Raw genomic sequence first — 26,294 nt, 5'->3', positions numbered from 1 at the left:
AAGCCCTTAAGGCTCACGGGTACGAACAAGTACTCTCTGGAGTACGAAAAAAAGGACCCTCATGGGGTCCTTAAAAAAACTTAACTCAATGCAGCCTTCTGCACATCGATAATCTCACGAATGCCATGCTTGGCCAGCTCCAGCAGACTCAGCAACTCTTCATGGCTGAACGGCTCGCCTTCGGCGGTGCCCTGGATCTCGATGATCTTGCCGGTTTCTGTCATCACCACGTTCATATCGGTTTCGGCGGCGCTGTCTTCGATATATTCCAGGTCACAGATAGGCTCACCTTCAAAAATTCCCACGCTCACGGCGGCGATAAGGAACTTGAGCGGATTGGCCTTGAGAATACCCTTGGCACGAGCCCAATTAAGCGCATCCACCAGAGCCACACAGGCACCTGTGATGGCTGCGGTGCGGGTACCGCCGTCGGCCTGAATCACATCACAGTCGATCACTATGGTGTTTTCACCCAGCAGCTTCATATCCACAGCAGCGCGCAAAGCACGGCCGATGAGGCGCTGAATTTCCTGGGTACGACCAGACTGCTTGCCCCGGGCCGCTTCGCGATCCATACGGCTATGGGTAGAACGGGGCAACATGCCATATTCTGCCGTCACCCAACCTTGGCCCTGGCCTTTGAGAAATCTCGGCACCCCTTCGGTAAAACTGGCGGTACAGAGCACTTTGGTATCGCCGAACTCGACCAGCACAGAACCTTCCGCATGGGCGGTAAACTGGCGAGTGATTGAAATGGGGCGGGTTTGAGCCGGAGTTCTGTTGCTGGGACGCATAGTGAATTCCTGTATTTTGTCGTCTGGACTGAATTGGCTGCATATTATAGGGCCTTGCGGCGCTTGACGCCATGGCGGATCCGTATCGAACCGACAAAGTGTATACACTTCACTTTAACCCCGGAGGCAAGCTGTCTATAATCCTCTGCTACACCCGTCTTCAAGCAACTGGAATATCTGATGATCCACAGCATGACCGCCTACGCCCGTATCGAGCATAAAGCCGACTGGGGCACAGCCTCCTGGGAAATCCGCTCAGTCAACCAGAGATATCTGGAAACCTATCTGCGCCTGCCGGAACAGTTCCGCAGCCTGGAGCCTGTGCTGCGAGACAGACTGCGCAAGCGTCTCAATCGCGGTAAGGTAGAAGTCAACCTGCGCTACGAGCTGAGCGATCAACAAGGTACCCAGCTGAATATGAATCAGGACTTGGCACTGCAACTGTTGCAGGCCGCCAACTGGGTAACACAGCAAGCCGGCCAGGGGGAGCTCAACCCGGTGGATATTCTGCGCTGGCCTGGGGTCATGTCCTCATCCGAGCAAGACATGGATGCCATTGCCGCCGAACTGCTCAAAGCCTTCGACGGCGCCGTCGATCAGTTTATCGAAGCCCGCGGCCGTGAAGGCAGCGCCATCAAAGAGATGCTACTGACCCGCCTGGATGCCGTTGAAGCCCAGATCGCCATAGTCCGCGAGCACATGCCCAAGGTCATGGAATGGCAAAGGGAAAAACTCAGCAACCGCCTGGCCGAAATCCAGGGCGAACTGGACCCAGCCAGACTGGAACAGGAAATGGTATTGCTGGCCCAAAAACAGGACGTGGCCGAAGAGATGGACCGCCTCGAAGCCCACGTGGTCGAAGCCCGCCGGATCCTCAACAAGGGTGGCAGCGAAGGCCGCAGACTGGACTTCATGATGCAAGAGTTCAACCGCGAATCCAACACCCTGGCCTCCAAGTCAATCAGCAGCGAAATCACCGCCGCCGCAGTCGAGCTTAAAGTGCTGATTGAGCAGATGCGAGAGCAGATCCAAAACGTAGAGTGATATTCCACGCTGTTAAAAACGTTCAAAAATTCAGCAAGCCCCATTCCAAAAAGCCCCTTCAATAAGGGGCTTTGTCATTTCTAGATCCTACCTAATAGCTGGTCGCCGCAAATGAACACTAACACCGGAGACAGGGCCTAATAACGCAAACTCTGCATTGAACAGTGGCCAACTGCAGCAAACTCATCAGCGAACCCGGCTTACCAACAGCGCCATACTGCCGCAGGCGATCAGTATCCATCCCAAGTGCTGCACCGCGCCTGCCAGAGCAAGGCCGCTGCCGATGAGTAAGTAGTACATCAAGCCGAACAGGGCACCGGCGCTGCCGGCCTGCTGCCGGTACTGAGTCAAGGCTATGCTGAGCACATTGGGGATCGCTATTCCGAATGCAATAACCACAAGTAGCATAGGCGCCAGAAACCCGATGGAGTTCAGCGAGAGTTGTACTCCCATGGCTCCCAGAAGCAGTAATAAAGCAGCGCCTTGCAGGAGTTTGCCTTGAGAGACTCCCTTGGAGATCAAGCGTTTATTGCTGTAGCTGCCAACCAGTGAACCCAGGCCAAGGATCAGGCCGCTGTAACCAAACTGTTCCGGCGTGAACCCAAGCCTGGCAAAATTGAATCCACCGAGTTGGTAGTAAGAAAACAGGGCAACGTTATAGGCAGTAACCAAGAGTGCAGATTGCCAGATTTGCCTGTCACCGAGCATACGTTTACTCAAGGCGACCAGTTGCAAATTCTGCCTGCTGGTTTGGGTTTCCGGCAACCTGATAAAACAATAGGCGAATAAACCCAAGGCCATAATAAACAAAGCCAAAAACACCGCATGATGACCACCCACCTTGACCAATTGGCCACCGGAAAACATGCCGATAACAGGGCTGATGGCAATCCCAAGTCCCATCACACTGAACACTTTCGCCAACTCTTCGCCGCTGAAGGCGTCACGCAGCATGGTTTGAGTGACGATTGAGCCGACAGCAATACCAAAAGCGCTGCTGGCTCTGGCGGCCATCAGCACCGCGAAGCTGGTTGTTGACATAGCCACCCAGGCTGCGACGCCATAGATAAAGAGTCCCAGCAACATGGTCGGGCGACGGCCCCAACTGTCGGCCACTATGCCCCACACTGCCACGCCCAAAGCGAAAGCCAGAAAATAAACCGATAGAGTTTGCGCCGCCTGAGGGTAGGACACGGCAAATGTCTGCGAAATCGCCCCAAGGGCCGGGCTGTAAATGGTTTCCACTATTTGCGGGAACATTAGTAGCGCCAGCATCAACCATAACGAAGGTTTGGTTTTCATCTCTTATCCTTATCACAATCAAGCAAGCTGCGAACAAGCCCTGTTACTCTATGCAGGCTTGATCCGCGCTTTTCCAAGTCGGCGCGCAGTGTATACTCGTGATGAAACAGCACGTTAACGACATAAAGACAAGAAACATCAAAATAGGGACATCATGGCGATTATTGAGCAGGAAACTGAGTTCGATGCGGATACCTTTCCAGCCAGTGTTATCGGCATTGCGGCCGATGTTGGCCAGCACGATTCGGGCATGCACCAACACCATAAAGGGCAACTGCTTTATGCCCCCCACGGCTGCATGAGCTTTGCATTGGAGAATGCCATCTGCATCTTGCCACCCACCAAAGCCGTGTGGATCCCGCCCCGTATTTCGCACCGCGCGGTAATGACCAATGTGGTGGCCTATCGCTCTTTGTATTTTGATTGTGCCAGGTTCAACACTCCGGCAGAGCTTCGCATGATAGAGGTCAACGCCCTCTTGAAAGCCTTGATAGACAAAATGGCACTGTGGCCTTGGGACACGCCGGAGCAGAATATGGCCAATAGCAGTGCGTTATTTTGGGAAGAGTTTTATGCCGCCAAGAAACATTCATTTCAGCTGCCACTGCCACGGGATCGCAGGTTTCGCCGATTCCGCCAGCAGCTTATCAAGGAAGAGTTTCTCGCGCCTGATATAGGCCGGCTTGCCGGCAGTGTTGGCGCCAGCACCAAGACAGTCACCCGGTTATTCAAGGCTGAAACCGGTATGACTTATCAGCAATGGCGCCAACAGTGGCGCCTTTTGAAGGCCATTGAACTCCTATCCGGCCCCAGATCTGTCAGTGAAGTGGCCCACAATCTGGCGTTTTCTTCCGACAGCGCCTTCATTGCGTTTTTTAAAAAGCAGACGGGCCAAACGCCTTTGAGCTTTATTCACAATCCAACCAACTGAAAACAAGAGTAAAATGCACAAACAACAGCCTAAAATCACAGTTCCCCAACCGGTTGATTTACATCTAGCATCCTTAGTGGTAAAAATTGAGCGGTAAAGCTACTTTCAACTCTCATTGAGGTATTGATGCTGGAGATTGTAATCATCAGATAATCAGTTAACTGACCTTCCAAGGCCGGTCTGATTATCAATGCGCGTAAATCAAAGGTGGACACTGACAAGTGCCCGCATGTTTTGCTCATGATGATTATCGAGTTTTTCCAGTATGAATATATCCCGTCAGGAACAACGTACCCTGCACGTCCTCGCCAAAGGCGGACGCATTTGTTATTTCCGCGACACTTCAGGTCGCGTCACAGCCGTTGAATGTTATAGCCGCGAAGGGCTTGTTCTTTGCGACTGTACCCTCGCCATTTTCAAAAAGCTCAAAGCCAAAAAACTGATCAAATCTGTCAAAGGTCAGCCCTATCGCATAACCACGGCCGGCTTGCACAATGTGCGCGCCCAACTGGACAACCGTTGAGGAAAGAAAGATGAATACACTATTTTCCCGTGACTATATCAACAGCAATATGATGGGCCCCAACGCCCTGCTGCTGGCCGAAGAAGTCTGCCGGTCACTGCAACTGCAATCAGGGATGCGGGTGCTGGATTTGGCCTGTGGCACAGGCATGACCTCCATCTATCTGGCGAAGGCCTTCAACCTCGAAGTCACCGCAATGGATCTTTGGATAGCGGCCGAAGACAACCAGGCAAGATTCAAGGCCGCTGGCCAGGAAGACAGGATCACAGCGGTAAACTTTGACGTAACCCAGATGCGGCCGGGACATGCCCCATTTGCAGAAAACAGTTTCGATGCCGTCTTGTCCATCGATGCCTACCACTACTTTGGTGCCAGTTCAGCGTTTTTTGACACCCACCTCGCCCCTTTCATCAAGCCGGGCGGCCAGGTCGCCATAGTGGTACCCGGGCTGAAAAAACCTTTTCCACCGCAGCAAAGCGTTGCCCCTGAGCTGGCCCCCTGGTGGCAGCCCGGGATGAACTTTTTCACCGTCGACTGGTGGATGCAACTCTGGCAACAGAGCGCATTTTTACAGTTGGAGCTGTGCGAAGAGAGCGGGCAGTGCACCCAGGCATGGCAGGAGTGGTTGGCATGCGACAACCCTTATGCCGTACGGGATCGCGAGATGATGGCCGCCGAAAACGGCCAGTGGTTCAACTTTACCAAAATGGCAGGCCGTATACACAAGTAGGCTTTATAAAAGCAAGGAAATGTATGAATATCAATAAGCTAATCAGCCAGCATTTGCCAATAAGGCTGTCGCCGAACGAAAGCAAAATTCCCTGGAATGATGCCGACTTCAGCCAGCGAATGCTCGAAAACCACCTCTCCCAGGAGCACGATTGGGCCAGTAGAAAACTGGCGGTGATTGAGCGCCAGGTAGATTGGCTCTGCAGCCAACTGGCTCCTGGTGCACAAGTGCTGGATCTGGGTTGTGGTCCCGGCTTTTACACTCAATTGTTGGCAAAACGCGGTTTTTGCTGCACCGGCGTCGACTTCTCACCAGCCTCTATAGCCTACGCCCAACAACAAGCGCAGGCGGCTGGACTGGATATCGACTATCAACTGCAGGATGTCAGAAGCTACCGGCCGACCAAGAAGTTTGACTTCATCATGATGACCTTCGGTGAGCTGAATGTTTTCAGCGCAGCGGATGCCAAGAGTTTACTCAAGCATTGTGCAAACTGGCTGATGCCGAATGGCAAACTACTTGTGGAAGTTCACAGCTTTGATGAAGTCAAACGACAGGGACAGGCAGAGCCAAGCTGGCAAAGGCATTCACAGGGCCTATTTCTCGATGCTCCCCACCTGCTACTGACGGAGCATGCTTGGGACGAGGCACTCCAAACCAGTTCCACACTGTTTTGGGTGATTGAAGAAAACGGCAAGGTGGCGCGATTCGGCAGCCGGATGCAGGCTTGGCAAGATGAGGAATATCTGCAGCTGTTAAACGAGTGCGGCTTCAACAAGATTCAGCGGATAGACACTGCAGTGTGGCCCAGCAGCAATACCTTTGAGGGCAAGCTCTATACACTAATGGCATGCTCCAAGGCATAACCTGAGTCCGTTTGAAAGAGGAAGGTGTTAAGGTCTAAGGTACCTTCCTCTTTTTTATTGTTATCAACACCAATACATTTCAGTAGCGCTTTCTAAGCAGTCTCAAGGCGTTGGCAGTTACCAACACAGTTGCGCCTGTATCGGCCATCACCGCCAGCCAGAGGCCGGTGATCCCCAGTAAGCTGGTCACCAGAAAAATCGCCTTCAGCCCCAGCGCCAAGGCTATGTTCTGGCGGATATTGCTCAGAGTTGCCCTGGCCAAGTGGATCATTGCCGCCACCCCTCCCAACTGATTATGGGTCAGGGCCGCATCGGCGGTTTCCAGCGCGGCATCGGTTCCGCCGCCCATGGCAATGCCGATACGGGCTCGCTTCATTGCCGGGGCATCATTGATACCATCTCCCGTCATGGCCACATTGCGGCGCTCGGCCAATGCCGCCACCTCAGAAACTTTATCTTCCGGCAGCAGCCCGGCGCGCCAGTCGATGGCCAGCTCCTCGGCAATCGCCTTGGCGGTTCTTGGGTTATCACCTGTCAGCATTATGCTGTCGATACCGAGATGGCGTAGCTTGGCTATGGCTTCGGCGGCCTCGGCGCGCAGCTGATCCCTGAGGGCAATGATGGCCACAGGAAAAAGTGGCTCCTGCTCGGCATCACACAGTACGACCAGGGTTTGCCCCTGCTGCTCCAGTTCTGTGACACGTTGCAGCAGCTCAGGTGCTAAACTTGGCAACCTTGAAGGGGCCAGCAGTCGCCAGTTTTGCGAATCGACCCGCCCTTCAACGCCCATACCGGGTAAAGCCCGAATAGCTTCTGCGCCTGGCAGTTCCAGCTGCTGCGCTTTGGCATGATTGACTATCGCCTGTGCCAGGGGGTGATGTGAGCCCAATTCAATGGCGGCGGCCACCCTGAGCCACTTGGTCGCATCCTGCTCAGTGAGGCTCTCCACCAAGGTAACTTCAGGTTTACCTTCTGTGAGGGTGCCCGTCTTATCGAAGGCGACGGTATCGACATGTGCCAGTGCTTCCAATGCCGCGCCGCCCTTAATCAAGGCTCCCTGACGGGTTGCGGCGGCCAGCGCAGAGGTTACCGCCGCCGGCGTCGAAATTACCAAGGCGCAGGGGCAACCTATCAACAACAGTGTCAAACCACGGTAGATCCATTGCTCCCAAGGCTCGGCGTACAGCAGAGGTGGCAACAGCACAGTCAACAAGGCCAGCAACATGATGGCTGGAGTGTACCAGCGACTGAACTTGTCGATGAATCTCTCTATCGGTGCTCTTTGCCCTTCGGCCTCTTCAATCAAATGCAGGATGCGGTCTATGGCGTTGCTGCCGGGCTCGGAGACAACCTTCATCTTCACCAGCCTATCGGCTGCCAGGCAGCCGGCGGCGACCCGTTCGCCCTTAACCCTTTCTACCGGGATAGATTCTCCCGTAAGGGCGCTTTCATCAAATGCCGCCGAGGCATCAAGCAGTTCGGCATCGGCCGGCAGGCGAGCTCCAGGCGCAACTTCTATGATATCGCCCGGGCGCAGCTCAGAGGCGGCCACCTCTTGCCTCTGGCCATCTTGCAACCTCAATGCCTTATCCGGCACCAATGCCATCAAGGCGCTGACTCCGGCGCGAGCGCGGCCGGCCGCAAACGATTCGAGCTGCTCACCGAGCATAAACAGGAGCAACACCATGGCCGCCTCGGCTGTTTCGCCCAGCAACATGGCACCTATGGCGGCAACTGTCATCAGGGTTTCAATGGCAAAAGGGGTGCCGCTGCGAATAAGGGCCCAAGCCTTGCGGGCAATAGGCAGCAGCCCCCAAACTGTAGCCAGAGTGAACAGGCTGGTGCTGATACTCGCAGGCGCCAGAGCCGCCAGCAGCATTAACAGTGCCAGTGACAGGGGTTGCCAGTATTTGCCAAGCCGGCTCCCCGGGCCGGGCTTGGAACCTTCCTTACCTGCCTGAGTCTGCTGCTTAAGCTTAAAACCGGCCGCATGCACAGCATCGACTATGCCTTGGGGCGAAACGCCGGGCGTCAGTTCCACCAGCAGCTTTTCGGTGGCAAATACCACCCTGGTGCTGCAAACGCCGCTCACCCTGGAAACCGCAGTTTCGACTTTACGGGCACAGCTGGCACAGTCCATACCCAGTATTTGCCACTGATGCTGCTCACCTTGAGCAAGCCTGGCAGTGTTGACTTCGGCAGCGGAGTCGGCTTGATGGGACTCATGATGATCATGGCAACAAGCCGAATGACAGCCAGAATGCTCGTTGGAATGACTGACAGCGTTACTGACTATGTGACCATCTGTACAACTTGCTGTGCAATTTGCCGGGTCCTTAGCCCCCGCCTTTACAGGCTCGGGCGTGGGTTTGGGATCACAACAGGAATGACTCATAACTGTGCCTCATGCTATGGCTCAAATGATGCCTCGGAACTCAAATGTGACTATCCGGGCCGTTTGTTATTGCCAAGGAGTGTAAAGCTTGGAGTAAGCTCCAGAGTCAAGCTTCTGTGCCAAAGTATTTGCCCGGCCCGAAAACCAAGCCCTATCAATTAACCAGCCATAGCCGCTATGCAGCCCTAGCCTATAACGGCGCCGATTGTCCCATTTACCGGCGCCAGTGTTGCGCTTGACAGTCAACCGGCTTCCACCAAAAATGCGCCGGGGATTTAAAGTGCCAGGCGCAGTTTCGCCACAAAGCAACATACGGGTAAAGGCTCAGGAAGATGCTGAAAGACGCTGCATTGCAAGCCATCTTCTGTACAGCGCAGAGATATAGATGGCGCAACTTATACGGCTGAAGCAGGCTAAACCTCTTGTACCAATGCTTATGTGAGCAGGCCCTAACTCCCTGTCAACGCCAGCTTAAGATTGAAGCCTGGTGGCGACTGCGGTTAACATAGTCGGTCGATTTTTCTTTTTATGATCCTGAGGGAGCCCAAGTTGTCCTTGATTCGAGGTTGTCTTGCCTTTAGCGGCTATGTTATCAACACCCTGTTTTGGAGCCTGCCAATTCTGCTGGGCAGCCTGATAAAACTGCTTCCAATAAAGCCATTACAGCGCCTATGCAGCCACGCTTTGGATTTCTGCGCCAGTGCCTGGATCAGTGTTAACGGCGGCATAGAAAAGCTGCTTCATCCGCTGAAGATGCATATAGACGAGCTTCCGGAGCTGTCAGAGCAGGAGTGGTATATGGTGGTAGCCAACCACCAGAGCTGGGTCGATATTTTGATCCTGCAGCGACTGCTTAATCGGCGGATCCCTTTTCTCAAGTTTTTCCTGAAAAAAGAGCTGATTTATGTGCCCGTACTTGGGCTGGCCTGGTGGGCGCTGGACTTTCCCTTTATGCGCCGTTACAGCACGGCTGAGTTGAAAAAGAACCCGAAACTCAGAGGCAAAGACATTGAAATTACCCGTAAGGCCTGCGCCAAATTCAAGCACAAGCCGGTGAGCGTGATGAACTTTGTCGAAGGTACCCGCTTTCAGCCCAGCAAGCACCAGAAGCAAAACTCACCGTTCAAACACCTGCTCAGACCCAAGGCCGGCGGCATGGCCTTTGCGTTGTCGGCCATGGGCGAGCAGATCCACAAACTGGTGGATGTCACCATCTATTATCCCGGCAAGATCCCCAGTTTTTGGGACTATATCAGCGGCCGTTTGCCTGAGGTTTACCTCCATTTGGAGGTCAAGGAGATAGACTCGGGGATGCGGGGTGACTACGCCAATGATCGTCAGTTCAAACAAGCCTTTCAGGAGCGGCTGAACGCCCTCTGGCAGCACAAGGATGAAGTGCTGGAACAATTGGCCGCCAAGGCAAACCATTCTCAAGGGGACTCCTGATGTTGCACTTCCTGCCCGGGCCTGTGCTGTTTATTCTCAGCCTGAGCTTGCTGATCATCAATACCGCCGTTTGGGGGTCGCTGGTGTGTATCGGCGGCCTGTTCAAATTGTTGCTGCCCTGGAAGGGTGGCCGCATCGCCATGACCCGGTTAATGAACCGGTTCATGTGGGCCTGGGCCAGCTGTAATGGCGGCATACTGCACCTGATAGCCAAGGTCGAATGGGATGTGCAGGGACTTGAAAGCCTCAAGCCAGATGGTTGGTATCTGCTGATCAGCAACCACCTCAGTGGCTTTGATATTGCTGCGCAGACCTATATCCTGCGCAACAACATCCCCATGCTGAAGTTCTTTCTCAAGAAAGAGTTGCTGTATGTTCCCATTATGGGCCTGGGTTGCTGGGCGCTGGACATGCCCTTTATGAACCGCACCAGCCCGGAAAAGCTGAAGAAAAACCCCAAGCTCAGGGGCAAGGATCTGCAAACGACCCGGCGCTCCTGCGAAAAATTCAAAGACTTGCCCACCTCCATCATCAACTATGTGGAAGGCAGTCGCTTTACCGAAGACAAACGGCAGCGGCAAAAATCCCCCTACAAGCACCTGCTGCGGCCAAAAGCCGGTGGCATTGCCTTCACCTTGTCAGCCATGGGCGAGCAGTTTGATGCCTTGCTGAACGTGACAGTGCTTTATCCCGATGCCCCCAAGGATATTCTCGGCGCCGTGATGCAGGGTAAAGTGCACAAAATTGTGGTGCGAATCGAGGCTCTGCCCGTGCCTCAGGTGGATTCTGTTCGCTACTTCAGCGAGCCAGAGTACAGGGTAGAGTTTCAACGCTGGCTCAACGACATCTGGCAACAAAAGGATGCCCAAATAGACCAGTTGCTGGCCGAATGCCATCCCGCCGACGACTACAGCAAGCTGGCACAAAAAAGCCACTGACAGTGATTGTCCAGGACAAAACAATGCCGGGCCTAAGCCCGGCATTGTTGTTTTAAAACTGAGTATTTCGACTCAAGCGCTTTTATCGCATTCAGTCAGATACTTCTCGGCAGCATCCAGCTCAAATTCGCTGAACACTTGAATACCATGGCGCATCAGCAAGGCGGCGGTCACGCCGTCGCCCTCTATGAGTTGGCGGGAGAAACTGCCATCGTAAATCTTGCCTTTGCCACAGGAAGGGCTGCGGGCCTTGAGAATGGCCGCAACCACTTGCTGTTGCTGCGCCTTGGCCAGTGCCAGCTCGGCGCCTCGCTCAAAGGCCTCGGTCACATCCTCACCGTCACAGGTCAGCACTCGTCCCTGTATCTGTTCGGCCGGAGCTCTGGGTGTCGGCAAGCCGCCGGCGCACTCGGGGCAGAAAGGCACAAACCGCCCTTGGGCCTGCCATAGCAGCACTCTGGCATCATTGAGCAGGTTATGACCACCGTCATAGCGTACCTCTTGCCCCAACAAACAGGCACTTATCAATATCCGATTCGGTTTTGTTGTGTTGATGATTTCTGCGCTCATGCTTTGCCCACTCTTATCACTCTTGCCTCTCTCATCACTCGGACGATTCACTCCGGGCAACCGCCCTCGCCTAATTGGCAGTGGCTCATGCTCTCGGTTTAACGGCCCAGGGTCTGGGACACTGCTACGGATAACAAGCTTCGCTCTTTTCCTTGTCTGCCGCTGACAAGGAGCATTCTATCAGTCGCCCCTCAAGAAAACTGTTTAAAACGGGATTGTCGACAATAGTTGCAATAGCAAGTGTAAACCCATGCTAACAGCAAGTTTAAAAAATAAACCCAAGATATTGTTAAATAAGGGTTCAATTATCAAAAACACCAAAATATTAGACTTACGTCTAGGTAAAGACATTGTTGACAATGAGTTAGATCACATCTAATGTCGAACCATTGTTAACAATCGAGCGAAACTTAAGCAGTGACTCAGGCACCTGTATTGGACAAAAACGGCGTTGATAAAGCCACTCCGGAGAAGAGCAGTACCCTGGTGGATCAGATCCTGGTGCAAATTCAGACCAGCATCATCAAGGGTGAGTTGGCTCCCGGCAGCAAGATCAACGAGCAGGCGCTGGCACTCAAGTACGGTATCAGCCGCGGTCCAACCCGCGAGGCCTTGCAGATCCTCGAGCGTCAGCGCTTGGTAGTACGTATCCCCCATGTGGGCGCCAGAGTCGCCGCCATGACTGTGGCTGAACTCAACGACCTCTACGAACTGCGCAGCACGCTGGAAGCCATGGCCTGTGGACTGGCCGCCAAACGGATAACCGATGAGCAGCTCGACCAGTTGTGGCAACTGCTGGCCCGTCAGGAAGCGGCGCTGGCAGAAGGCGATACCTATTTTCAGGAAGAGGGTGATGTGGACTTTCACTACCAGATCATCCGCGCCAGCGGTAACAAGCACCTGCAGGAAACCCTGATCGGCGGCTTATATCACCTGCTGAGAATGTATCGCTATCAATGCACCAATAAGAACCGCCCGGTCAAAGCCATTGCCGAGCACAGACGCATAGTCGAAGCCATAGCCCAGCGCGATGCCGAACTGGCCGGCTTGCTGATGCGCCGTCATATCGAACAGGGACGGCGCAATACCGAACTCAGACTCAAACAGCTTCAGGCGGAGCATGCCGCCCTGGACTCAATATAAGGAAGCAAACAGATGACTCGCAGCGCAGGACTCAGATTCCGCCAGGCTCTGGCCAAGGCCAAGCCGCTTCAAATCGTGGGAACCACCAATGCCTATTTCGCCCTGATGGCCGAGCAATCCGGTGTTCAGGCCCTGTACCTTTCCGGTGCCGGTGTCGCCAACGCCTCTTACGGCCTACCGGATCTGGGCATGACCTCAATGAACGATGTGCTGATCGATGCCGGCCGTATCACATCGGCCACCGAACTGCCGCTGTTGGTCGACATAGACACAGGCTGGGGTGGCGCCTTCAACATTGCCCGCACCATCAAGGAATTTGAAAAGGCCGGTGTCGCCGCCGTGCATATGGAAGATCAGGTGTCACAGAAGCGCTGTGGTCACAGACCCAACAAGGCCGTGGTCAGCACCGAAGAGATGGTTGACCGTATCAAGGCTGCCGTGGATGCCCGCACAGATGAGAACTTCGTCATCATGGCCCGCACAGACGCGGTTGCCGTGGAAGGGCTGGATGCCGGTATCGAACGCGCCCAGGCCTATATCGAGGCGGGCGCCGACATGATCTTTGCCGAGGCGCTGACCGAGCTGGATCAGTACCGTCGATTCAAGGCGGCCGTCAACGCCCCGATCTTGGCCAACATGACCGAATTTGGCAAGACAGAACTGTTCAACAAGGAACAACTGGCCGAAGCCGGTGCCGACATGGTGCTCTACCCACTGAGCACCTTCCGCGCCGCCAACCTGGCCGCCCTGAAAGTGATGCAGGCACTGATGACCGACGGTCATCAACGCAATGTGGTCGATGCCATGCAAACCCGTGAAGAGCTGTATAAGTTCCTCGGCTACCACCACTACGAAACCAAGCTCGATGAGCTGTTCAGCCAAAAGTAACGGCTGAATCCAGGGATGATTGACCGGCGCAGACGCGCCGGTTGCAGGGGTTGCCCCAAGAAACACCCGGGGTTGCCGCCCTACACAGCGCCCCAGAGCGCTGAAAAAGGCAACCGCATACCAGACCAGCCATGGCTGGCCAACAAATTGACAAGAGTGTAACGGAAGAGGGAATGCATTATGACTGACAAGAAACTGAGCGGCGCCGGATTACGCGGCCAAAGCGCAGGCGAAACTTCACTGAGCACAGTCGGTAAGTCCGGCTCAGGCCTGACCTACCGCGGCTATGACGTCAAAGATCTGGCCGAAAACGTCAGCTTCGAGGAAGTGGCCTACCTGATCCTCTACGGCGAACTGCCCACCGAAACGCAACTGGCGGCCTATCGTCAGAAACTCAAAGGCATGCGCGGCCTGCCACAGGCATTGAAAGAGGTGCTGGAGCGGATCCCGGCCGATGCCCATCCTATGGACGTTATGCGTACCGGTTGCTCCATGCTGGGTAACCTGGAAACCGAAAAAGATTTCTCCGAGCAGAGTGAAGTGGCCGACCGTCTGCTGGCGGCATTTCCTTCCATCATCTGTTACTGGTATCGCTACAGCCATGACGGCGTGCGTATAGACACAGAAACCCATGACGACCAGATAGGCGCCCACTTCCTGCACCTGCTGCACGGCGAAGCTCCATCTGCCCTACATGCCAGGGTTATGGATGTGTCACTGATCCTCTACGCCGAGCACGAATTCAACGCCTCTACCTTCACCGCCCGGGTTTGTGCCTCTACCCTGTCTGACATGCATTCCTGCATCACAGGCGCCATTGGCTCACTGCGCGGCCCTCTGCACGGCGGCGCCAACGAGGCGGCGATGGAGCTGATTCAGGATATGCGCGATGAAGACCATGCCCGCGAAGTGCTCAAGGGCAAGCTGGAGCGTAAAGAGAAGATCATGGGCTTTGGTCACGCCATCTACCGCGAGTCTGACCCCCGCAACGTGATCATCAAAGAGTGGTCGGAAAAGCTGGCGCAGGAATATGGTGATGAACGCCTCTATCGCGTTTCTGTTGCCTGTGAAGCCCTGATGTGGGAAGAGAAGAAACTCTTCTGTAACGCCGACTTCTTCCACGCCAGTGCCTATCACTTCATGGGGATCCCCACCAAGCTGTTTACCCCCATCTTCGTTTGCTCCCGCCTCACCGGCTGGGCCGCGCACGTGATGGAGCAGCGCGCCAACAACCGCATTATCCGCCCGAGTGCCGATTATGTTGGAGTTGAGCCACGCAAGGTGACGCCTCTCAGCGAGCGTTGATCCCGGCGGCCAAACGGCCGCCCGATGAATGAGCAAGAGCGGGCACCCAAGTGAGCACGGGCCCGGCTCTTTTTGCAGTTGCTTCTCAGTGGACAGAACTCATGAATACCAATTACCGAACTCCCCTGCCCGGCACCAGCCTCGAGTATTTCGATACCCGCGCCGCAGTCGAGGCCATCAGCCCCGGAGCCTATGCCAAACTGCCCTACACCTCGCGGGTGTTGGCTGAAAACCTGGTCCGCCGCGCAGAGCCAGGCAGGCTCAACGACTTCCTCGAACAGATTATCGAACGCAAACGGGATCTGGACTTCCCCTGGTTCCCGGCGCGGGTGGTGTGTCACGACATTCTCGGCCAAACAGCACTGGTTGATTTGGCCGGTCTGCGTGATGCCATCGCCGACAAGGGCGGCGATCCGGCCAAGGTTAACCCTGTGGTGCCGACCCAACTGATTGTGGATCACTCTCTGGCGGTGGAGCACCCCGGCTTTGAAGCGGATGCCTTCGAGAAAAACCGCGCCGTTGAAGACAGACGCAACGAAGACAGATTCCACTTTATCAACTGGACCAAGACGGCCTTTAAAAACGTCGATGTGATCCCACCCGGCAACGGCATCATGCACCAGATCAACCTGGAGAAGATGTCCCCCGTGGTCCAGAGCCGCGACGGTGTCGCCTTCCCGGACACCTGTGTCGGCACCGACAGCCACACACCACACGTGGATGCCCTCGGGGTGATCGCCATAGGCGTGGGTGGCCTGGAAGCCGAAAGCGTGATGCTCGGCCGCGCCTCCTGGATGCGCCTGCCGGACATAGTCGGCGTCAAGCTGACCGGCAAGGCCGCTCCCGGCATTACCGCCACGGATATAGTGCTGGCGCTGACCGAATTCCTGCGTAAAGAGCGGGTGGTGGGTGCCTATCTGGAATTCTTCGGTGAAGGCGCCGCCAGCCTGACCCTGGGTGACAGGGCAACCATCTCCAACATGACTCCCGAATATGGCGCCACTGCCGCCATGTTCTATATCGATCAGCAAACCATAGATTATCTGCGCCTCACCGGCCGTGATGACCAGCAGGTGGCACTGGTGGAAAACTATGCCAAGACCACGGGTCTGTGGGCCGACAGCCTCGAAGGCGCCGAATATGAGCGGGTGCTGGAGTTTGATCTCTCCTCCGTGGTGCGCAACATGGCCGGTCCTTCCAACCCGCACGCTCGTTTGGCCACCAGCGACTTGGCCGCCAAAGGCATTGCCGGCAAGGTAGATCAGCAAGAAGGTCTGATGCCGGATGGCGCCGTAATTATCGCCGCCATCACCAGCTGTACCAACACCAGTAACCCGCGCAATGTGATTGCCGCCGGTCTTATCGCCCGCAACGCAGTGGAAAAAGGTCTGGTGCGCAAGCCTTGGGTCAAGACCTCTCTGGCGCCCGGCTCCAAGGCGGTGGATCTCTATCTGCGCGAGGCAGGGCTATTGCCTTACCTGGAACAGCTGGGCTTTGGCATAGTCGCCTTCGCCTGTACCACATGTAACGGCATGAGCGGCGCGCTGGATCCCAAAATCCAGCAGGAAGTGATCGACAGAGATCTGTACGCCACCGCGGTATTGTCCGGTAACCGTAACTTCGATGGCCGGATCCACCCCTATGCCAAGCAGGCATTCCTGGCCTCGCCGCCTTTGGTAGTGGCCTACGCCATTGCAGGGACTGTGCGTTTCGACATAGAGAAAGACCCACTCGGCACAGATCAGAATGGCAACGCCGTTACCCTCAAGGACATCTGGCCCAGCGACGAAGAGATAGATGCCATCGTCAAGTCATCGGTCAAGCCGGAGCAGTTCCGCAAGGTGTATGAGCCCATGTTCAATATCGCCGTGGAATACGGTGATGGGGTCGACCCTCTGTATGACTGGCGCCCAATGAGCACCTATATCCGCCGTCCGCCCTACTGGGAAGGCGCCCTGGCCGGTGAACGTGCGCTCAAGGGGATGCGGCCACTGGCGGTACTGGGTGACAACATCACCACAGATCACCTGTCGCCGTCCAACGCCATTCTGCCATCCAGCGCCGCCGGTGAATACCTGGCCAAGATGGGCTTGCCGGAGGAAGACTTCAACTCCTACGCCACCCACAGGGGTGACCATCTGACGGCTCAACGGGCCACTTTTGCCAACCCCAAACTGTTCAACGAAATGGTCAAGGACGACAGCGGCAAGGTGATCCAGGGCTCGCTGGCCCGTATCGAGCCCGAAGGGCAACAGGTACGCATGTGGGAAGCGATAGAAACCTACATGGAGCGCAAGCAACCCCTGTGCATCATAGCCGGTAAAGACTATGGCCAGGGCTCCAGTCGTGACTGGGCTGCCAAGGGCGTGCGTCTGGCCGGAGTCGAGGCGATTGTGGCCGAAGGCTTCGAACGCATTCACCGAACCAACCTGATAGGTATGGGCGTGCTGCCGCTGGAGTTTTTCCCTGGGACCGACAGGCTGACCCTGGGCATAGATGGCACAGAAACCTTCGACGTTCTCGGCGAGCGCACTCCCGGCGCCACTCTGACCCTGTTGCTGCATCGCAGCAATGGCGAAACGATGGAAGTACCTGTGCGCTGCCGCCTGGATACCGCTGAGGAAGTAACCATCTATGAAGCCGGTGGTGTACTGCAGCGTTTCGCGCAGGACTTCTTGCAGGGCAATGTTTAAGCCGGCCCTTGATGCGTGACCAAGTCGGCCATAGCCAAGGTTATGGCCGACTGATAAAAATATTTATGTCAAAGGATCCAATGCCATGGCATTTAAACCACAGATAAAAATTCCCGCCACCTATATGCGCGGCGGCACCAGTAAGGGAGTGTTCTTCCGCCTGGACGATCTGCCTGAGGCGGCCAGAGTGCCCGGCCCGGCCCGCGACGCCTTGTTGATGCGGGTCATCGGCAGCCCTGACCCCTACGGCAAACACACAGACGGCATGGGCGGCGCGACCTCGAGTACCAGCAAATGCGTGATTATGAATGCCAGCCAGGTTCCCGGCCACGATGTGGACTACCTCTATGGTCAGGTCTCCATAGATAAGCCCTTTGTCGACTGGAGCGGCAACTGCGGCAACCTTTCCACTGCGGCAGGCGCCTTTGCCCTGCATGCCGGTCTGGTTGCCCCGGAACGGGTACCGGAAAACGGCATCTGCGAAGTGCGGATTTGGCAGGCCAATATCGGCAAGACCATTATCGCCAAGGTGCCGGTCAGCGCCGGTGAAGTGCAGGAAACCGGTGACTTTGAGCTCGACGGTGTCACCTTCCCCGCCGCCGAAATTGTGCTGGAATTTATCGACCCTGCCGATGATGGTGAAGACGGCGGCGCCATGTTCCCTACCGGCAAGCTGGTGGATGAGCTGACGGTTCCCACCCAAGTACACCCCAGCGGTAAAATTCAGGCAACGCTGATCAACGCCGGGATCCCGACCATTTTCGTCAATGCCGCCGATCTCGGCTATCAAGGCACCGAGCTGCAGCCGGAGATCAACGGCGATCCCGAGGCGCTGGCTCGCTTTGAGCTGCTTAGGGCACACGGCGCGCTGGCGATGGGGCTGATTAAGGAGCTATCCGAAGCCGAAACCCGCCAACACACTCCCAAGGTAGCGTTTGTGGCCAAACCGCAGGCGCATCAGGTTTCCAGTGGCAAACAGCTGGCCGAAACCGATGTCGACCTCCTGGTTCGCGCCCTGTCCATGGGTAAATTGCACCACGCCATGATGGGCACGGCGGCAGTGGCCATAGGCACGGCCGCGGCCATCCCGGGCACCCTGGTTAACCTGGCGGCCGGTGGCGGTGAGCGCAGTTCGGTACGCTTCGGCCACCCATCTGGCACCTTGAAAGTCGGCGCCGAAGCCGAATTCAAGGACGGCCAGTGGCAGGTGACCAAGGCCATCATGAGTCGCTCGGCGCGTATCCTGATGGAAGGCGCAGTACGAATTCCGGACGACAGTTTTTAACAGTAGCTTGGCTTTCGATGGCAGTCGTTGATAACACAGCTGTCGATTGCCTCTCCCCCTTTCCAAAAGGCTCCGCTTCCTCCCTTCCGGCGGGGCCTTTTTTCCTTTCTGTTATCAACTGGGCAACAAAGTAGGATAAAGTGCGATAAAGTTTGCCAAACTGAGAAAAGAAATCTGTTATAAAATAAATTCTCACCAATCAAAAACCTACTGAAAAAGAGGGCCTCTTGTCTCGGATCTGCTGCCTACTCGCCGCTCTACTGTTATCTGTCTGCCTGTTTGAGCTCAGGGCAGAACCTGCGCCCCAGCTCAGATTCCAGCATGTCAGCAGCATGAATGGCCTGAATCAGAACAGCATCACCAGCCTCTACCAGGACAAGGCGGGCATTTTGTGGATTGGCACCCAGGATGGGCTGCACAGTTACAACGGCATCGAATTTACTCTGTTTCAACATGACCCCTACCACAGCCAGACATTGTCGGATAATCATGTCACCGACATACTGCAGGATAGCCGGGGACAGTTGTGGATAGGCACCTTCAACGGCGGACTGAACCGCCTGGATCTGCAGACGGGAGTATTCACTCCCGTTGGCCGTGACAAGGGGATCAACAGCAAAAGAATCAACCGTCTGACTCTGGTGGGTGAGACACTCTGGGTCGGAAGCGGCAATGGACTCTACGCCCTGGATACGGTCAGCGGCGAGCTGCATGAGTTGTCACTGGGGCAAAATATCAGCGCTGATATCCGGGTACTGACTCCCATAGGAAAAGATGCTCTGCTGATTGGCACCCAAAGTGATGGTTTGCTGGTTTTGCGTAATGAAGGACTCAAGCCCCTGCCCTTACCCGATGCCGAACATGGTCATCCGGTACAGGCCCGCCAGAGCGAAGATGGCGCCCTGTGGCTGGTTATCGATGATGCACTCTGGCGTTATCCGCCCGGGCTGAAAAACCCAGAGTTCATCTACCGGCTGCCAACGCCCAATCGGGGCATTCTGGAGTTTATCTTTGACAGCAGGGGCGGCATCTGGCTAGGGGGCCAACAGACGGGGCTTATCCAGCTACAGCTTAAAGAAGGCCAGTGGCAAGCCAGGCACTATCGCTATGACCCATCCGATCCCAATAGCCTCAGCGATAATGATGTCTACAGCCTGCTGCAGGACAACAACGGTATTCTGTGGATTGGCAGCCTGTTTTCAGGCATAGACAAGGTGAACCTGGCCCGGCAGTACTTCGAGCATATCTACAACAATCAACAACCCCTGGAGCGCCAGCGGGACAACAATATCCGCGCCATTTTCCGCTCCGGCGACGGCTTGCTGTATTTGGGCACCGACAGGGCCGGCATATTTCATATGGATCAAGATGGCCGATTTTTCTCCCACAACAGCCAGCTCGCCAAACTACTTGGCCAGGATGAGTCCTTTTTGGATCTCACTATCAGGGCGATTACCGAGGACAGCAGCCGGAGGCTATGGCTGGCCAGCAGTGAAGGCTTGATAAGACTGAACAAAAGCGGCCAAATGCAGCTGTATCGGCCCCCGGGCAACGAACCCGGTATTCGCGATTTGATCATCAGCCCAGATGAACAGATCTGGCTCGGTGCCGGCAACACTTTATACCATTTCGACCCGGATACCGGTGTTTTCCAGGCCCACTTTGTCAACGAGTATCTTGAAGAAGGGCCACAGTCGCAGATGATCCTCAGCCTGACCACGGCCAACAATGGCATCTGGGTCGGCACCACCAATGGCGCTTACTGGCTGCAACCTGACACGGGCCAACAACAGATCATCCGCGGTGATCGCCTGGCCAATCCCATGGTGCGGGATATTCTCAGAGACAGGGACGGCAATATCTGGTTTGCCACTCACGGTGGCCTCAGTCGCCTGCGCCAGGATGAGCTGCAACACTTCGGCCGTAATCAGGGATTACCGGGCAATACCGTCTATGCCATGGAGCAGGACAAGAGCGGCGACCTCTGGCTCAGCAGTAATTCAGGGATCAGCCGCTTTGCCATCGACAAGGAAAAGGTGCTGACCTTCAACGAATATGAAGGTTTGCAGGCGCTGGAATTCAACGGCAATGTCAGTTGGCAGGACAAGGATGGCAGTATCTGGTTTGGAGGCATCAATGGGTTGAACCATTTCTACCCTCAGCAGGTGCCCAAGGTACGCAAACAACCCAAACTTGCCCTGGCCGGTTACCGCCTGGGCAACAGCTATTTTCCCAGGCTGGATCTTGGCCATATACCCGAGCTGACGATTCCCTATAGTGAGCAGTTAATAAGCTTTGAGATCACTGCACTGGATTTTGCCTATCCCCAACGCCACAGATTCAGCTTTTTCCTTGAGGGCTGGGACAAGAGTTGGCATCCGGCCCAGTCGCTGCACGAGATCAGCTATACCAATTTGGCGCCCGGCGACTATCGGCTGTTTGCCCGCCATCAGTTGCAGCACAATCCCGAAGGACATGAGCAACTGTTGTTAAAACTCACAGTGCCGGCCCCTTTTTACCGCACCACCCTGGCTAATCTGTTTTATCTGGCACTGGCGCTGTTGTTGTTTGGCCTCTGGCTAAGGCGTTTCCTGTCGCAACGTCGTCTCGAGCAGCAAACACAGTCCAATATCCAGCTTTCTGAAGAGAGGCTGAAACTGGCGCTCTGGGGCTCGGGTGACCGGATGTGGGACTGGCAGTTGGAAGACGATCGCTTCTTCGTTACCGGCCCCAAACAAGGCTCAGAAACACCACTGGAAACCAAAGCCAGTCGGCAGATGGCGCTGGTACATCCCGACGACAGGCCCCATGTTCAAGCGGCACTGGAGAGCTACCTCCAGGGGGATGCCGAATTCTTCGAGGCCGAGTATCGTATCAAGCTTGGCAACACGCACTGGGGCTGGGTGTTGGATCGCGGAAAAATAGTCGAACGCGACCGTAGTGGCAAACCACTGCGCCTGGCGGGCACCTACACGGATATCAGCATGCGCCGTGGCCAGGAAGAGGCGCTGCGGCTATCGTCCCAGGTACTGGAAAGCATGAATGAGTCTGTGGTGGTCTGCGATCTCAACTACCGCATCATCTCGGTCAATCCGGCGTTTTGCAGCACTACCGGCTTCAACGAACAGAAGATCTCCGGCAAGTCTTTCCTGTTCCTGACCCGGAGACTCTACGCCAGAAGCTTCTATCAGCAGATAGAGCATCAATTGCTGAACCAAAAACACTGGTCCGGTGAAGTGCAGATCCGCACCCACAGCAAGCAGCCGCTGCTGGTATGGATGGAAGTCAATCAGGTGCTCAACAGCCAGGGCGAAGCCAGTCATTTCGTGGTGGTATTTACCGATATCACAGACCGCAAACAGGCCGAGGAAGACCTGCGCCTATTGGCCAACTATGATCAGCTCACCGGCCTGCCCAATCGCACTCTGTTCCAGGACAGACTGGATCATGCCCTGCGCCAGGCACACCGTAACCGTAACATGGTCGCCCTGCTATTTCTGGATCTGGACAGGTTCAAACACATTAACGATTCTCTGGGCCATCATGTGGGTGATCAACTGCTGAAAGCGGTTTCCTCCAGACTGACCCAAGCGATAAGAGATGGAGATACGGTTGCCCGTCTGGGCGGTGACGAGTTCATCATCATCCTCGAAGGCCTGCAAAAAACCAAGGCGGCGACCGTTATCGCCGAAAAACTGCTGGCGGCGTTCGAACGCCCCTTCGCACTGGAGAACTTCAGCCTCAATGTTTCACCATCCATAGGTATCAGCCTCTATCCGGATGATGCCGAAGAGGCGCTGGAATTGCTGAAGTTTGCCGATACCGCTATGTACCATGCCAAGTCGCTGGGGCGCAATAACTTCCAGTTCTACACAGCTAAACTCAACGCCTATGCGGTGCGTCATGTGCAGCTGGAAGCCGGGCTGAAACAGGCGCTGGATCGCGACGAATTCTATCTGCTGTACCAACCCAAATTCTGCGTCCATACCGGTAAACTCACCGGCATGGAGGCCCTGCTGCGCTGGGAAAGCCAGGATCTGGGGCCTATTTCTCCGGCGGAGTTTATTCCGCTGGCCGAGGAAACCGGCCTGGTCAACGCCATAGGTCAGTGGGTACTGCTGAGTGTCTGCAGTCAACTGGAGCGCTGGCAGAATCAGGGGCTGGAAGCGGTTCCGATAGCGATCAATATCTCCGCCAAACAGCTGCAGACTGACATTATTTCCAGCATAGAGGTTGCTCTTGCCATGCATGGTCTGGCTGCAGATCTACTTGAGATAGAGCTGACAGAGTCAGCGGTGATGCAGCAACCGCTGGAATCAGTGGAAATACTCAATCAACTGAAGGGGTTGGGGTTAAGCCTGGCGGTCGATGACTTCGGAACCGGCTACTCCAGTCTGGCCTATCTCAAGCGTTTCCCGCTGAACACCTTGAAGATTGACCGCGAGTTTGTCCGTGATATCACCAAAGATCCTGATGATGCCGCCATTACCAGCGCCATCATAGTCCTGGCTCACAGCCTGGAGTTACAGGTGGTGGCAGAAGGGGTAGAAACCCAGGCCCAGCTTAACTTCCTCGCCGCCCAGGGCTGCGATCAGGCCCAGGGCTTCCTGCTGGGGCGCCCAATGACAGAAGCGCAAGCACAAACATTACTCGGCCGAAAATAGCATCACCCCATAAAAAACGCGGCTCAACTGGCCGCGTTTTATCAATAATTAGTTATTGGCTTATGCCTTCTCCAGCCTGGGTACTTTGCAAATCCAACCTTGTGGGCCTTGTCTGTGCCCTTTCTGGATTTCGGTGAAGATTCGGTAGATGCGACTGACATGTTCACCGACCTTGCCGTCACCGACAGTGACCACCCGGCCATCTTCAAAAATGTAGGAGCCGACCGGAGAAACCACGGCTGCTGTGCCGAAACCGCCGGCTTCGATGATCTCGCCCGACTCGACACCTGCAATAAAATCATCCAGTTTGACCTGCTCCTGGCGGACATCACAGCCAAGCAGTGGCGCCAACTCAATAATAGACTGTGAGGTGATCGACTTGAGAATGGTATCGGTAAACTCAGGGATGATCACTGTGCCATCCTTGAGAATATGGAAGTGGTTCATCGCCCCGGCTTCTTCGATATATTCATTGGTCGAGTCCAGATACAGCACCTGGGAAGCACCGTGAGCCGCGGCAGCCTTACCGGCACGCAGTGAAGCGGCATAGTTGCCGGCGGCCTTGGAGGCACCGGTACCACCGGATACTGCACGGTGGAATTCTTTACTGATCAGCAGGCGAATGGCATTGAGGCTCTCACCATAGTAGGCGCCGCTGGGGCTCATCACCACACAGAAGGTGTAGCGGTTGGCCGGGCTGACTGACAGTCTGTCTTCGGTGGCAAAAATAAAGGGCCGAATATAGAGGCAAGCCCCGTCCTGCATGGGGAACCAGAGACGGTCGACATCGATAAGGGCATTGATCGCCTTAAGCTGCATGGCTTCATCAATATTGGGAATACAGACGATATCGGCAGAGCGGTTCATGCGTTCGGCATTCTTGTTGAGACGGAAGGTATAAATCTCACCGTCTTCATGCATAAAGGCCTTGGCGCCCTCAAAAATACTCTGACCATAATGCAGCGCCATCGCGCCGGGAGCCATCTCAAACGGACCGTAGGGGACGATGCGGGGATCCCGCCACTCGCCATCATAATAATCCATCATGAACATATGGTCGGTGCGCAGACGACCAAAGCCAACATTACCTTCAGGGCAAAACTGCTCTGAGCGACGCTCTGCGGCGGGCTTTAACTGATACTTGATTTCCATTGCTTACCACCTTGACTATTGTTCAAGCAGACTAGGGAGCGCCCGGAATAATGTCAAGAGGGCCAAGGCCTGCGTCCAGCAGGAGTACTGTAAAAAATTTAGCCATCAAATATCGGTAAGTTCCCCCTGGGGAGCTAAGCGGGAAAAGTCGCCGCCCTCTTCAGGGCTGATCAGAGTAAACAGCCCTGCATCCCTGTGCCGCTTAAGCAAGAGATCCACTTCCAAAGTGGCGTCCTCCTTCAGCAGCCTGGATACCGCGCCGGCATCAGACTGGAACTCAACCGCACGATAATAACAGGCGCCATCATCTGGGCGCGGTACCAACTTAAAGCCGATTTTCCCTTGAGGCAGGGTCTGCATCTTGGCGGCATCCAGATACAGGGTCAGGCAGTTGGGGCTCTGCTGGTTGCGCTGCTTATCCTGCATAAAGCCTCTTGGCAGAATACCCGGCAGATACTGCTCGCCACTGAGCAGATAAAAATCGAAATCCTCTATGGCGGCGCCGGTATCATCCCACACCCGAATCACCAGCATGGTGTAACGCTTCTTGGTGGTCCGGCTTTGGGTTTGCCGCGTAAGCTCCTGACAGGCACGGCGGTAAGCCTCTACCGAGTCGACCTTCAACCAATTCAGAATCGCCTGCACTACCGGCTTGTTGGCAGCGTTTCTACGGCTGACGGAACGCATGATCCCCATTTTCTCTTTGCTGTGGCTGGCCTTGGGAATAATGCCGAAGCCACTGACAGGGGCCTGAATGAAACTTTCCGGCGCCAGCTTGGCCACGCAGGCACCATCAAAGCTGTCACATTCCTGTGCCTGCTCCACCAATTGCAAGCGAGCATAATTCATATTTGCCGCGGCGACCCGCACGACACCATCCGAGCCCGGCTCGGCGGTATAGGAGTTGAGATAATCATAGAGGGACGCATCTATACTTTCGCCGGTCAGCACCAAGGGCCAAAGCCGAGCGGCCTCAAAATCATAGTTCAACCAGGCTTTACTTAAAGCAGCCTGCCCCAGGCTGCCCAGCTCCAACCAGTCGAGGATCTTCTGCCCCGGCTCCAATCCATCGAACCAGGCCTTAATCCTGGCGAGGCGCGACTTGCCAAGCTGTGCCAAGGCGGAGCCGTGGTTGGCCGGTGCCAGCATGATCATATGAGTCACGGGACAAGCCGCCAATTTTTGGGCTCCGAAGAAGGTCTCCAACCAGCAACGTATCACGGCTGCTCCAGTGCTGTGGGTGATCACCGCGAAAGGTTCATCCCCCAGCACTTCACGTCTGGCAGCCTCGAAGGCCAGCGCAACGTCCTCCAACTTCACCTGGTCCTGAAAACTGATATAGCGTCCCAGGTGCAGATGACTCACCTCAAGCTCAGTGTCTGCCAGCTTGGCCAATGCCTGCGGCAAATAACCATAGGTCTCTGTGGACGTCACACTCCAGCCGTGTACAAATACCAGTCTCATCCCTTTTCCCTCAGGTTAACAGTCTATTTTTCGACCACAAACCCATCACTGACCCACAACAATTGGAATTTCTAACATCAGGTTTTTTAACACAAAAAGCCAATACATACGATTAAAAACCCGATCCAGCTCTCATTCAGGTGGAGTTCAGTAAAGCGGTC

At 55.3% G+C, this 26,294-nt stretch carries 19 protein-coding genes; 13 read left to right on the top strand and 6 right to left on the bottom strand.

What is annotated here, in order from left to right; genetic code table 11:
- Positions 1-80: 80 nt before the first annotated feature.
- Positions 81-794, bottom strand: a complete 714-nt coding sequence (rph, locus tag E1N14_RS01875; RefSeq protein WP_025010865.1) for a ribonuclease PH — start codon at positions 792-794, stop codon at positions 81-83.
- A gap of 180 nt (positions 795-974) precedes the next feature.
- Between rph and E1N14_RS01870 the strand changes: the two genes are divergently transcribed.
- Complete coding sequence (locus tag E1N14_RS01870) at positions 975-1,838, top strand: YicC/YloC family endoribonuclease (protein WP_025010864.1); 864 nt, start codon at positions 975-977, stop codon at positions 1,836-1,838.
- 186 nt (positions 1,839-2,024) lie between these two features.
- Here the strand turns inward: E1N14_RS01870 and E1N14_RS01865 are convergent, their stop codons facing one another.
- Positions 2,025-3,140, bottom strand: a complete 1,116-nt coding sequence (locus E1N14_RS01865; RefSeq protein WP_025010863.1) for a multidrug effflux MFS transporter — start codon at positions 3,138-3,140, stop codon at positions 2,025-2,027.
- Between the two features lie 154 nt (positions 3,141-3,294).
- Here E1N14_RS01865 and E1N14_RS01860 point away from each other — a divergent pair, with 154 nt between their 5' ends.
- From E1N14_RS01860 to E1N14_RS01845, 4 genes are all read left to right on the top strand, one after another.
- Positions 3,295-4,071 carry an AraC family transcriptional regulator gene (locus E1N14_RS01860; protein ID WP_025010862.1) on the top strand — a complete coding sequence of 259 codons (777 nt, stop codon included), beginning with the start codon at positions 3,295-3,297 and terminating at the stop codon, positions 4,069-4,071.
- A gap of 265 nt (positions 4,072-4,336) precedes the next feature.
- Positions 4,337-4,594, top strand: a complete 258-nt coding sequence (locus E1N14_RS01855) for a YjhX family toxin (protein WP_025010861.1) — start codon at positions 4,337-4,339, stop codon at positions 4,592-4,594.
- A 10-nt stretch (positions 4,595-4,604) separates the two neighbouring features.
- Positions 4,605-5,324 carry an SAM-dependent methyltransferase gene (locus E1N14_RS01850; RefSeq protein WP_025010860.1) on the top strand — a complete coding sequence of 240 codons (720 nt, stop codon included), beginning with the start codon at positions 4,605-4,607 and terminating at the stop codon, positions 5,322-5,324.
- 23 nt (positions 5,325-5,347) lie between these two features.
- Positions 5,348-6,190 carry a class I SAM-dependent methyltransferase gene (locus E1N14_RS01845; RefSeq protein WP_025010859.1) on the top strand — a complete coding sequence of 281 codons (843 nt, stop codon included), beginning with the start codon at positions 5,348-5,350 and terminating at the stop codon, positions 6,188-6,190.
- Positions 6,191-6,269: 79 nt separating this feature from the next.
- Here the strand turns inward: E1N14_RS01845 and E1N14_RS01840 are convergent, their stop codons facing one another.
- Positions 6,270-8,585, bottom strand: a complete 2,316-nt coding sequence (locus E1N14_RS01840; RefSeq protein WP_062793514.1) for a zinc/cadmium/mercury/lead-transporting ATPase — start codon at positions 8,583-8,585, stop codon at positions 6,270-6,272.
- A 549-nt stretch (positions 8,586-9,134) separates the two neighbouring features.
- On the opposite strand from E1N14_RS01840, the gene E1N14_RS01835 reads away from it, so the two are divergent.
- Together E1N14_RS01835 and E1N14_RS01830 are read left to right on the top strand one after the other, a co-directional pair.
- Complete coding sequence (locus E1N14_RS01835; protein ID WP_223828889.1) at positions 9,135-10,031, top strand: acyltransferase; 897 nt, start codon at positions 9,135-9,137, stop codon at positions 10,029-10,031.
- Positions 10,031-10,969 (top strand): acyltransferase, encoded by a 939-nt coding sequence (locus E1N14_RS01830; protein ID WP_025010858.1) that lies wholly within the window; start codon positions 10,031-10,033, stop codon positions 10,967-10,969. The genes E1N14_RS01835 and E1N14_RS01830 overlap by 1 nt, the downstream gene beginning before the upstream one ends.
- A gap of 72 nt (positions 10,970-11,041) precedes the next feature.
- Here the strand turns inward: E1N14_RS01830 and E1N14_RS01825 are convergent, their stop codons facing one another.
- The gene (locus E1N14_RS01825) at positions 11,042-11,539 is read right to left on the bottom strand and encodes a 2-thiouracil desulfurase family protein (RefSeq protein ID WP_062793515.1); all 498 of its coding nucleotides are present in this window, start codon (positions 11,537-11,539) and stop codon (positions 11,042-11,044) included.
- A gap of 417 nt (positions 11,540-11,956) precedes the next feature.
- On the opposite strand from E1N14_RS01825, the gene E1N14_RS01820 reads away from it, so the two are divergent.
- The 6 genes from E1N14_RS01820 (at position 11,957) to E1N14_RS01795 (ending at position 23,517) form a co-directional block, all read left to right on the top strand.
- On the top strand, positions 11,957-12,682 hold the full coding sequence (locus E1N14_RS01820; RefSeq protein WP_025010857.1) for a GntR family transcriptional regulator: 726 nt from the start codon (positions 11,957-11,959) through the stop codon (positions 12,680-12,682).
- Between the two features lie 12 nt (positions 12,683-12,694).
- Positions 12,695-13,570, top strand: a complete 876-nt coding sequence (gene prpB, locus E1N14_RS01815; protein ID WP_025010856.1) for a methylisocitrate lyase — start codon at positions 12,695-12,697, stop codon at positions 13,568-13,570.
- Between the two features lie 180 nt (positions 13,571-13,750).
- On the top strand, positions 13,751-14,875 hold the full coding sequence (gene prpC, locus E1N14_RS01810) for a bifunctional 2-methylcitrate synthase/citrate synthase (RefSeq protein WP_062793516.1): 1,125 nt from the start codon (positions 13,751-13,753) through the stop codon (positions 14,873-14,875).
- Positions 14,876-14,976: 101 nt separating this feature from the next.
- Positions 14,977-17,568 (top strand): Fe/S-dependent 2-methylisocitrate dehydratase AcnD, encoded by a 2,592-nt coding sequence (gene acnD / locus E1N14_RS01805; RefSeq protein WP_025010855.1) that lies wholly within the window; start codon positions 14,977-14,979, stop codon positions 17,566-17,568.
- 85 nt (positions 17,569-17,653) lie between these two features.
- Positions 17,654-18,853: a 2-methylaconitate cis-trans isomerase PrpF gene (gene prpF, locus E1N14_RS01800; RefSeq protein WP_025010854.1), complete on the top strand. Its 1,200-nt coding sequence runs from the start codon at positions 17,654-17,656 to the stop codon at positions 18,851-18,853.
- Positions 18,854-19,080: 227 nt separating this feature from the next.
- Positions 19,081-23,517 (top strand): EAL domain-containing protein, encoded by a 4,437-nt coding sequence (locus tag E1N14_RS01795; RefSeq protein ID WP_025010853.1) that lies wholly within the window; start codon positions 19,081-19,083, stop codon positions 23,515-23,517.
- A gap of 60 nt (positions 23,518-23,577) precedes the next feature.
- Here the strand turns inward: E1N14_RS01795 and E1N14_RS01790 are convergent, their stop codons facing one another.
- Together E1N14_RS01790 and E1N14_RS01785 are read right to left on the bottom strand one after the other, a co-directional pair.
- Positions 23,578-24,669 carry a branched-chain amino acid aminotransferase gene (locus E1N14_RS01790; protein WP_062793517.1) on the bottom strand — a complete coding sequence of 364 codons (1,092 nt, stop codon included), beginning with the start codon at positions 24,667-24,669 and terminating at the stop codon, positions 23,578-23,580.
- 105 nt (positions 24,670-24,774) lie between these two features.
- The gene (locus E1N14_RS01785) at positions 24,775-26,133 is read right to left on the bottom strand and encodes an esterase/lipase family protein (protein ID WP_062793518.1); all 1,359 of its coding nucleotides are present in this window, start codon (positions 26,131-26,133) and stop codon (positions 24,775-24,777) included.
- Positions 26,134-26,294 lie beyond the last annotated feature (161 nt).

This window comes from Shewanella algae (assembly GCF_009183365.2).
GTDB classification, from domain to species: Bacteria; Pseudomonadota; Gammaproteobacteria; order Enterobacterales; family Shewanellaceae; genus Shewanella; species Shewanella algae.
Note: the sequence above shows the minus strand (reverse complement) of the source record. Positions and strands in the feature narration are given on the sequence as shown.